Source organism: Methylopila musalis, from assembly GCF_042679725.1.
Taxonomy (GTDB): Bacteria; Pseudomonadota; Alphaproteobacteria; order Rhizobiales; family Methylopilaceae; genus Methylopila; species Methylopila musalis.
On record NZ_JBHTMX010000112.1, the window covers coordinates 1 to 9,525 of the forward strand.

The window sequence follows — 9,525 nt, forward strand, 5'->3', positions numbered from 1 at the left end:
GCCCGACCCCGGCGCCCCCGCCCCGCCGTCTGCGCCCGCGCCACCACCCAGACCGGCCCCCGCCCCTCGCGCGCGAGCCCGAGCGCCTCGGCGTTGGTGGAGCCGACAGTGTCATAGGCCTGAAGGGCATGGCCGGCGGCGATGGCGTCAGGGCCGAGAGCGAAGGTCATCAATTCGCGGCCGCCACCCATCCCGGCACATTCAAAGCGCTTGCGACGAACAGGCCGCAGGCGAGAAGCAGAACGGCGCTTCGCACGGCTCCAGAGCGAAGCCCAAGAAGCGCGACGACAGCGCCGACCATCGCGACAGCGGCGGCCCCGAAAACGAACAGCCAAAACAGGTTGAGCGATCGACTTACACCGTCGAACCCTGTGAGCACATTGAATGCGAGCAGCGGCAAGAACGCCGCGGCGAGCGCGCCGACCAACGCGACGCGAAACGCACGGCGGCGCGCCGCAAGAGCGATCAGACACAACCCCACCTGAACGGCGAGCAGCCCTTGCGCCCAGGGAACGTGGCTCCAGACGCGCGCGGCGGCGACGTCTGAAAGCGTCGTCAGTGCGAAGCTCACAGCGGGCGCAGCCGCGACGCGAACCAGCGAAGCGGCCCTGCCTCCCTCACTCTCAGAACAGCGACTGGGCGGCGGCGCCGGCGGCGGCGGTGAGCGGGCCGGGGTAGACGAAGTAGAGCAGCGTGAAGCCGCCCGCGACCGTCAGCACCGCCTTGGCCGCAAGCGTCATCGGCGCGAACTCCACCGTCGGCTCGTCGAAATAGATGATCTTGACGAGGCGCAGATAGTAGAACGCGCCGACCACCGACAGCACGAAGCCGGCCACCGCGAGCGGATAGAGCCCCGCGTTCACCGCGGCGTAGAACACGTAGAACTTGGCGAAGAAGCCCGCCAGCGGCGGAATGCCGGCGAGCGAGAACAGGATCATCGCCAGCACGAAGGCCATGGCCGGCTTGGTGCGCGACAGGCCCGCCAGATCCGACACGTTCTCCACATAGCGCTCGCCCACCCGCATGGAGAGGATGCAGGCGAAGGCGCCGAGCGTCATGGCGAGATAGATCGCCAGATAGATCGCGACGCCACGCACGCCCTCGGGCGTGCCGGCGGCGAGGCCGACCAGCGCGTAGCCCATGTGGCCGATGGAGGAGTAGGCCATCAGGCGCTTGATGTTGCTCTGCCCGATGGCGGCGAAGGAGCCGAGCGCCATGGAGGCCAGCGCCACGAACACCACCACCTGCCGCCATTCGGAGGTCACCTCCGGCAGCGCCTCGGCGACGGCCCGCACGAACATGGCCATGGCGGCCACCTTGGTGGCGGAGGCGAAGAAGGCGGTTATCGGCGTCGGCGCGCCCTCGTAGACGTCCGGCGTCCACATGTGGAACGGCACCGCCGAGACCTTGAAGGCGAAGCCGGAGATCAGGAACACCACGCCGAAGATCAGGCCGAGCGAGGCCTCGCCGCCCTTGAGCGCCGCGGCGATCTCGGTGAAGCCCACCGCGCCGGTGGAGCCGTAGATCAGCGACGCGCCGTAGAGCAGCATGCCGGACGACAGCGCGCCCAGCACGAAATACTTGAGGCCCGCTTCCGTGGAGCGCTCGTCGTCGCGGTTGATGGCGGCGATGACGTAGAGCGCGAGGCTCTGCAGCTCAAGGCCGAGATAGAGCGCGATCAGGTCGTGGGCCGAGATCATCAGCGCCATGCCGAGCGTCGCGAGCACCACCAGGATGGCGTACTCGAACCGGGCGAAGCGCAGGCGCTCCATGTAGTCGAACGACAGCAGCAGCGCGGCGAAGGCGCCGATGAAGGCGATCAGCTTCATGAAGCGGGCGAAGCCGTCGAGCACGAAGGCGCCGTTGAAGGTGGCCTCCTCCGGCGCGAGCGTGAGCGCCACGGTGGCGAGGGCCAGCACCACGAGCGCGAGGCCGTTGACCAGCGGGGTGGCGCGCTCGCCGCGGATCGCGCCCACGAGCACGAGGACGAGCGCGCCGACCGCGAGGATCAGCTCGGGAAGCGCCGGCGCGAGGGAAGGCAAGGTGGCGTCCATGGTCAGGTCGTCCCGAGGTTCACTGCCCCGCCAGAGCGGCGGCCTTGCCGGCGCTCTCGATGGCGGCGGTGGTCTGCTGCAGCAGGCCGTCGATGGAGGCGGCGGAGAAGTCAATCACCGGCGCCGGCCACACGCCGAACAGCACGGTGAGGACCAGCAGCGGCGCGAGCAGCGCGATCTCCCGGCGCGACAGGTCCGGAACGCCGGCGAGCTCCGGCTTGTCCAGCGGGCCGAGCACCACGCGGCGGTAGAGCCACAGCGCGTAGCCGGCCGACAGGATGACGCCGGTGGTGGCGAACAGCGCCACCCAGGAGTTGGCCCGGAAAGAGCCCATCAGCGTCAGGAACTCGCCCACGAAGCCGCTGGTGCCGGGCAGGCCCACATTGGCCATGGTGAAGACGAGGAACGCCGCAGCGTACCACGGCATGCGATGCACCAGCCCGCCGAAGGCCTTGATCTCGCGGGTGTGCAGCCGGTCGTAGACGACGCCCACACACAGGAACAGCGCGCCCGAGACCACGCCGTGGCTGATCATCTGGAACACCGCGCCCTGCACGCCCTGCTCGTTCAGCGCGAAGATGCCCATGGTCACAAAGCCCATATGCGCCACCGAGGAGTAGGCGATGAGCTTCTTGATGTCCTCCTGCATCAGCGCGACCAGCGAGGTGTAGATGATCGCGACGACGGAGAGGGTGAACACGAAGGGCGCGAAATACTCCGACGCCAGCGGGAACATGGGCAGCGAGAAGCGCAGGAAGCCGTAGCCGCCCATCTTCAGCAGAATGCCGGCGAGGATGACGGAGCCCGCCGTCGGCGCCTCCACATGGGCGTCGGGCAGCCAGGTGTGCACCGGCCACATGGGCATCTTCACCGCGAAGGAGGCGAAGAAGCCGAGCCACAGCCACCACTGCATGTCCGCCGGGAACTTGTAGGCGAGCAGCGCCACGATGTCGGTGGTGCCCGCGGTCCCGTACATGGCGAGGATGCCGACCAGCATCAGCAGCGAGCCGAGCAGCGTGTAGAGGAAGAACTTGAAGCTGGCGTAGACCCGGCGCGGGCCGCCCCAGATGCCGATGATGAGGAACATCGGGATCAGGCCAGCTTCGAAGAACAGGTAGAACAGCACCATGTCGAGCGCGCAGAACACGCCGATCATCAGCGTCTCGAGCACGAGGAACGCGATCAGGTACTCGCGCACCCGCGTCTTGATGGTGGTCCAGGACGCAAGGATGCAGAACGGCATCAGGAAGGCGGTCAGCACCACGAAGGGCGCCGAGATGCCGTCCACGCCGAGCTTGTAGTTGATCGAGCCGCCGAGCCATTCGGCCTGCTCGATGAACTGGAAGCCTGGCTGCGCGAGGTCGAACTTCGCCCACAGCACGAGCGAAACGCCGAAGTTCACCACGGTCGTCCACAGCGCCACGTGGCGCATGTTGCCGAGGCTCGCCTCGTCCTGCCCGCGGATCACGAGCAGGAAGAACACGCCGACCAGCGGAAGGAAGGTCAGCAGCGAGAGGATGGGCCAGCCGGTCATTGGAGCGTTCCTGCGACTTCGCGTCCGTCATGCCCGCGCGCAGCGCGGGTATCCACGACTTCGAGCGCCAAGCGGCTGACAGGCAGTCGTGGATGCCCGAGACAGGCTCGGGCATGACGAGGCGTTTCCATCGTCACCTGGAGATCGACGATCATCACAGACCCCGCATCAGGAACCAGGTGAACAGGGCCGCGACGCCGATCAGCATCGCGAAGGCGTAGTGGTAGACGTAGCCGGTCTGCAGCTTCACCACGCGGTCGGTGACGTCGATCACCCGGGCGGAGACGCCGTCCGGCCCGAGGCCGTCGATGATCCGGCCGTCGCCCGTCTTCCAGAGGAAGCGGCCGAGCCACTTGGCCGGGCGGGTGAACAGCCGGTCGTAGAGCTCGTCGAAGTACCACTTGTTGAGCAGGAACTGGTAGAGCATGCGGTGCCGCTCGGCGAGGCGCACGGGCGTCTCGGGGCTGCGGATGTAGAAGAACCACGCCGCGGCGAAGCCGAGAACCATCATCACGAAGGGCGACCAGATCACCCAGGCCGGCACCTCGTGCATGTGGTGCAGGATCTCGTTGTGCTCGCCCACGAACAGCGCGCCGTTCCAGAAGCTGTCGTGCTTGTCGCCGATGAAGCGCGACTTGAACACCGCGCCGGCGAACAGCGCGCCCACCGCCAGAACCAGCAGCGGCACCGTCATCACCCGCGGGCTCTCGTGCACGTGGCTCATGGTCTCGAGCGAGGCGCGCGGGCGGCCGTGGAAGGTGAGGAAGATCAGGCGCCACGAGTAGAACGAGGTCAGCAGCGCCGCGACCACGGTGAGCGTGAAGGCGTACATGCCCGCGCTCGTGTGCGCCGCATAGGCCGCTTCGATCACCGCGTCCTTGGAGAAGTAGCCGGCGGTCAGCGGGAAGCCGGTCAGCGCCAGCGTGCCGATCACCATCATCCAGTAGGTCAGCGGAATGTGCCGGCGCAGGCCGCCCATGTTCCGCATGTCCTGCTCGTGATGCATGGCGTGGATCACCGAGCCGGAGCCCAGGAACAGCAGCGCCTTGAAGAAGGCGTGCGTGAACAGGTGGAACACCGCCACGCCATAGGCCCCGACGCCGAGCGCCACGAACATGTAGCCGAGCTGCGAGCAGGTGGAATAGGCGATGACGCGCTTGATGTCGGTCTGCACCAGGCCGACGGTGGCGGCGAAGATCGCCGTGGTCGCGCCCACATAGGTGATGACGGTGAGCGCGTCCGGCGCGAACTCGTAGATCGGCGACATGCGCGCCACCAGCACCACGCCGGCGGTGACCATGGTGGCCGCGTGGATCAGGGCGGAGACCGGGGTCGGGCCCTCCATGGCGTCCGGCAGCCAGGTGTGCAGGCCGAGCTGGGCGGACTTGCCCATGGCGCCCATGAACAGCAGCAGCCCGATCACGGTGAGCGCGTGCCAGTCGTGGCCGAAGACGTGGATGGTCTTGTCGGCCGCGGCCGGAACCGCGGCGAAGATGGTCTCGAACTGGACGCTGCCGAACACCACGAAGGTGACGAAGATGCCGAGCAGGAAGCCGAAGTCGCCGACGCGGTTGACCACGAAGGCCTTGATGGCCGCGGCGTTGGCCGAAGGCTTCTGGTACCAGAAGCCGATCAGCAGATAGCTCGCGAGGCCGACGCCCTCCCAGCCGAAGAACAGCTGGACCAGATTGTCCGCCGTCACCAGCATCAGCATCATGAAGGTGAACAGCGACAGATAGCCGAAGAACCGCGGCCGGTTCGGATCCTCGTGCATGTAGCCGATGGAATAGAGGTGCACGAGCGCCGACACCGAGGTCACCACCACCAGCATCACGGCGGTGAGCGTGTCGACCCGGAACGCCCAGTCGATGGCGAGTTCGCCCGACGTGATCCAGCGCAGCACCGGCACATGGGCGGCGTTGCCCGAGATCGCGACATCGATGAAGGCGATCCACGCCAGCAGCGCCGAGACCATCAGCAGGCCGGTGGTGATCAGCTCCGCGAGGCGCGAGCCCTGCGCCGGCGGCTCGACCGGGCCGTGGCCGTGGTCGTCATGGCCGTGCGCGTCATGGGCGTGGGCGTCATGGCCGTGCCCATGGGCGTCGTGATGCGCGGCGTGGCCATGGTCGTGGCCGCCGTGGTCGTGGGCGTGATGGAACGCGTCCACGGGACCCACGGCGCCGGGATGGCGCTTGCGGGCGCCGGCGAGCGCGATGACGCCGGCGGCGATGGCGCCCAGAAGCGGAAGGAAGACGATCAGATGGTACATCGGCGGTCCGTAGGGGCTCGAGCCCTCACCCCTTCATCCGGTTGATGTCCTCGACCGCGATCGTGCCGCGGTTGCGGAAGTAGACCACGAGGATGGCGAGGCCGATCGCGGCCTCGGCGGCGGCGACGGTGAGCACGAACAGCGCGAACACCTGGCCGTTCAGGTCGCCCATGTGGGTGGAGAACGCCACGAAGTTGATGTTCACGCCGAGCAGGATCAGCTCAACCGACATCAGGATGACGATGACGTTCTTCCGGTTCAGGAAGATGCCGAGCACCCCGAGCGTGAACAGGATTGCCGCGACGGTGAGGTAATGTCCGAGACCGACGTCCATGGTCAGACCGTCCCCTCCGAAAGGCCCTCGCCCGGACGCGCCTTCACCACCTCGATGGCGGTGGCGGGCCCGCGGGCGACCTGGGCCGAGATGTCCTGGCGCTTCACGCCGGCGCGGCGCTCGCGCAGCGTCAGCACGATGGCGCCGATCATGGCGGTGAGCAGAACGAGGCCCGCCGCCTGGAACAGCAGCAGATGCTCGGTGTAGAGCACGCGGCCAAGCGCCTCGGCGTTGGTGACGTCGGCCGGGATCGGCGCGGTGGCGGTCACGGTGCTCTGGGCGCCGCTGAAGCTCCACGTGCCGACCACCAGCACCAGCTCCACCAGCACGATCAGGCCGACCAGCGCGCCCACCGGCAGATACTGCAGGAAGCCGTCGCGCAGCTCGGCGAAGTCCACGTCGAGCATCATGGTCACGAACATGAACAGCACCGCGACGGCGCCCACGTAGACGACCACCAGGATCATCGCCAGGAACTCGGCGCCCATCAGCACGAACAGGCCGGCCGCGTTCACGAAGGCGAGGATCAGGAACAGCACCGAGTGAACCGGGTTCTTGGCCGCGATCACCATGAAGGCGGAGGCCACGGTGACCGTCGCGAACAGATAGAAGAACAGGGCGGCGAAGCTCATGCGCGAAGGTCCTTGCGCGGAAGGTAGGCGCCGGCGCGGCGGGCGTCATGCCCGCGCGAAGCGCGGGTATCCACGACTTCAGCGTAGGGCGCGGCGTGGACAGTCGTGGATGCCCGCGAAGGCGGGCATGACGGCGGGAATGTCATCACGGCCCTCACCGGTACGGCGCGTCGAGCGCGATGCGGCGGGCGATCTCCCGCTCCCAGCGGTCGCCGTTCGAGAGCAGGCGCTCCTTGTCGTAATAGAGCTCCTCGCGGGTCTCGGTCGCGAATTCGAAGTTCGGACCCTCGACGATGGCGTCCACCGGGCAGGCCTCCTGGCAGAAGCCGCAATAGATGCACTTCACCATGTCGATGTCGTAGCGGGTCGTGCGCCGCGTGCCGTCGTTGCGGCGCGGGCCGGCCTCGATGGTGATGGCCTGCGCGGGGCAGATGGCCTCGCACAGCTTGCACGCGATGCAGCGCTCCTCGCCGTTGGGGTAGCGGCGCAGGGCGTGCTCCCCCCGGAAGCGCGGGCTGATCGCGCCCTTCTCGAAGGGGTAGTTGATGGTCGCCTTCGGCCGGAAGAAGTAGCGCATCGACAGAAAGAACGCCGACACGAACTCCTTCAGGAACAGCGAGCGGGCCGCTTGGTCGAGCCGCATCTCCAACCCTCGTCTCCTTGTGCGGGCGCTTCAGCCCGCGAGCAGTTCCACGCCGACGTAACCCACGATCGCGATCTCCGCGACGGTGGTGGCGATGACGATCGGACCGGCGAGCCGGCGGATCGTCGCGAATTTGGCGGCGTCCTCGGGAGACGCCCGTGCGATCTGCGCATCGAGGCCCGCGTTGATCACCCGCGCCCCGAACCACCCGAGACCCGCGCCCGCGAGCGCGCCGAGGAGCGCGCCGAGGACGCTTGGGCTCACCGGCCGCGCCTCACGGCGCCCAGCCCGTGAACTGCAGCACGCCGGCGACGATGACCACCATGGCGAGTGAGATCGGCAGGAACACCTTCCAGCCGAGGCGCATGAGCTGGTCGTAGCGGTAGCGGGGCACGAAGGCCTTCACCATGGCGAACATGAAGAACACCAGGCACATCTTGGCCACGAACCAGATCACGCCCGGGATCCAGGTGAAGGGCGCGAACGGGATCGGGGACAGCCAGCCGCCGAGGAACAGGATCGTCGTCAGCGCGCACATGGTCATGATCGCCACGTACTCGCCCAGCATGAACAGCAGGTAGGGCGTGGAGCCGTACTCGGTCATGAAGCCGGCGACGAGCTCCGACTCCGCCTCGGGCAGGTCGAACGGCGGCCGGTTGGTCTCCGCGAGCGCCGAGATGAAGAACACCACGAACATCGGGAACAGCGGCAGCCAGTACCAGCCGAACACGCCGGCCGCAGTGTCCTGCGCCCGCACGATGTCGGACAGGTTCAGCGAGCCGACGCAGAGCAGCACGCAGATGATCACGAAGCCGATCGAGACCTCGTAGGACACCATCTGCGCCGCCGAGCGCAGCGCGCCGAGGAACGGGTACTTCGAGTTCGACGACCAGCCGCCCATGATGACGCCGTAGACGCCGAGCGACGAGATCGCGAACACGTAGAGGATGCCCACGTTCAGGTCGGCGATCGCCCAGCCGTCGGCGAGCGGGATCACCGCCCAGGCGCCGAGCGCGAGGAAGCAGGTGACCAGCGGCGCCAGCAGGAACACGCCCTTGTTGGCGCTCGACGGGATCACCGGCTCCTTCAGCACGAACTTGAGCAGGTCGGCGAAGGACTGGAACAGGCCGAACGGCCCGACCACGTTCGGCCCGCGCCGCAGCTGCACCGCCGCCCAGACCTTGCGGTCGGCCAGCAGGATGTAGGCGATGAACACCAGCAGCGCGACCAGAAGCGCGAGGCTCTGGGCCAGGATCAGCAGCACCTGGAGAAGGGTTTCCACGTTATCCGCCCTCACTCAGCCGCTGCGACACGCGCCGTCATGCCCGGCGCACGCCGGGCATCCACGACTTGGACGTCGACCGCCGCGCCACGACAGTCGTGGATGCCCGCCTTCGCGGGCATGACGGACGAGCTTGCTCGCACATTCATCACTCCGCAGCCTCCGTCAGCGCGCCCTGCCGCAGCGCGCTCATCTCGGCCATGATGGCCGAGGCGCGGGCGATCGGGTTCGTCAGATGGAAGTCGGACACGGCGTTCAGGAACACGTCGCCGGACAGCGCGCCGCCGGCCTGCGCCAGCCGCGCCACGTCGGCAACGTCGCCCGCCGCGATCTCGTCCACCTGGGCGAAGTGCGGATAGGCCGCGACCAGCGCCGCGCGGAGCTGCGCCAGCGAGTCGTACGGCAGGCGCGCGCCGACCTGGTCGGACAGGGCGCGCAGGATGGCCCAGTCCTCCCGCGCCTCGCCGGGCGGGAAGGTGGCGCGGTTCGCGACCTGCACCCGGCCTTCGGTGTTAACGTAGAGGCCGGACTTCTCGGTGTAGGCCGCGCCGGGCAGGATCACGTCGGCGCGGTGCGCGCCGCGGTCGCCGTGGCTGCCGAGATAGACCACGAAGGCGCCGGGAGCGACCTCGATCTCGTCGGCGCCGAGCAGGATCGCCACCTCGAGGCCGCCCGGGGCCGCCATCTCCGCCGCGGTCTTCGCGCCCGCGCCCGGCGTGAGGCCGAGATCGAGCGCGCCGACCCGCGAGGCCGCCGTGTGCAGCACCGCGAAGCCGT

Annotated in this window: 10 protein-coding genes; all 10 read right to left on the reverse strand. The window is 68.2% G+C overall.

The window, feature by feature from the left end; all coding sequences use genetic code 11:
• Positions 1-169 precede the first annotated feature (169 nt).
• Positions 170-571 (reverse strand): hypothetical protein, encoded by a 402-nt coding sequence (locus ACFQ4O_RS11840; RefSeq protein ID WP_378775899.1) that lies wholly within the window; start codon positions 569-571, stop codon positions 170-172.
• Positions 572-623: 52 nt separating this feature from the next.
• A complete protein-coding gene (gene nuoN, locus ACFQ4O_RS11845) occupies positions 624-2,054 on the reverse strand; it encodes an NADH-quinone oxidoreductase subunit NuoN (protein WP_378775900.1) in 1,431 nt (476 codons plus the stop codon).
• A gap of 19 nt (positions 2,055-2,073) precedes the next feature.
• The gene (locus ACFQ4O_RS11850) at positions 2,074-3,588 is read right to left on the reverse strand and encodes an NADH-quinone oxidoreductase subunit M (protein WP_378775901.1); all 1,515 of its coding nucleotides are present in this window, start codon (positions 3,586-3,588) and stop codon (positions 2,074-2,076) included.
• Between the two features lie 154 nt (positions 3,589-3,742).
• On the reverse strand, positions 3,743-5,857 hold the full coding sequence (gene nuoL, locus ACFQ4O_RS11855; RefSeq protein WP_378775902.1) for an NADH-quinone oxidoreductase subunit L: 2,115 nt from the start codon (positions 5,855-5,857) through the stop codon (positions 3,743-3,745).
• A 25-nt stretch (positions 5,858-5,882) separates the two neighbouring features.
• The gene (gene nuoK / locus ACFQ4O_RS11860) at positions 5,883-6,191 is read right to left on the reverse strand and encodes an NADH-quinone oxidoreductase subunit NuoK (RefSeq protein ID WP_378775903.1); all 309 of its coding nucleotides are present in this window, start codon (positions 6,189-6,191) and stop codon (positions 5,883-5,885) included.
• A gap of 2 nt (positions 6,192-6,193) precedes the next feature.
• A complete protein-coding gene (locus ACFQ4O_RS11865) occupies positions 6,194-6,823 on the reverse strand; it encodes an NADH-quinone oxidoreductase subunit J (RefSeq protein WP_378775905.1) in 630 nt (209 codons plus the stop codon).
• 154 nt (positions 6,824-6,977) lie between these two features.
• The gene (gene nuoI / locus ACFQ4O_RS11870; protein ID WP_378775906.1) at positions 6,978-7,466 is read right to left on the reverse strand and encodes an NADH-quinone oxidoreductase subunit NuoI; all 489 of its coding nucleotides are present in this window, start codon (positions 7,464-7,466) and stop codon (positions 6,978-6,980) included.
• A 30-nt stretch (positions 7,467-7,496) separates the two neighbouring features.
• Positions 7,497-7,730, reverse strand: a complete 234-nt coding sequence (locus tag ACFQ4O_RS11875; protein WP_378775907.1) for a hypothetical protein — start codon at positions 7,728-7,730, stop codon at positions 7,497-7,499.
• A 10-nt stretch (positions 7,731-7,740) separates the two neighbouring features.
• Positions 7,741-8,748: an NADH-quinone oxidoreductase subunit NuoH gene (nuoH, locus tag ACFQ4O_RS11880; RefSeq protein ID WP_378775908.1), complete on the reverse strand. Its 1,008-nt coding sequence runs from the start codon at positions 8,746-8,748 to the stop codon at positions 7,741-7,743.
• Between the two features lie 148 nt (positions 8,749-8,896).
• Positions 8,897-9,525 (reverse strand): molybdopterin-dependent oxidoreductase (locus ACFQ4O_RS11885; RefSeq protein WP_378775909.1); only part of this gene is annotated, 629 nt, incomplete at its 5' end.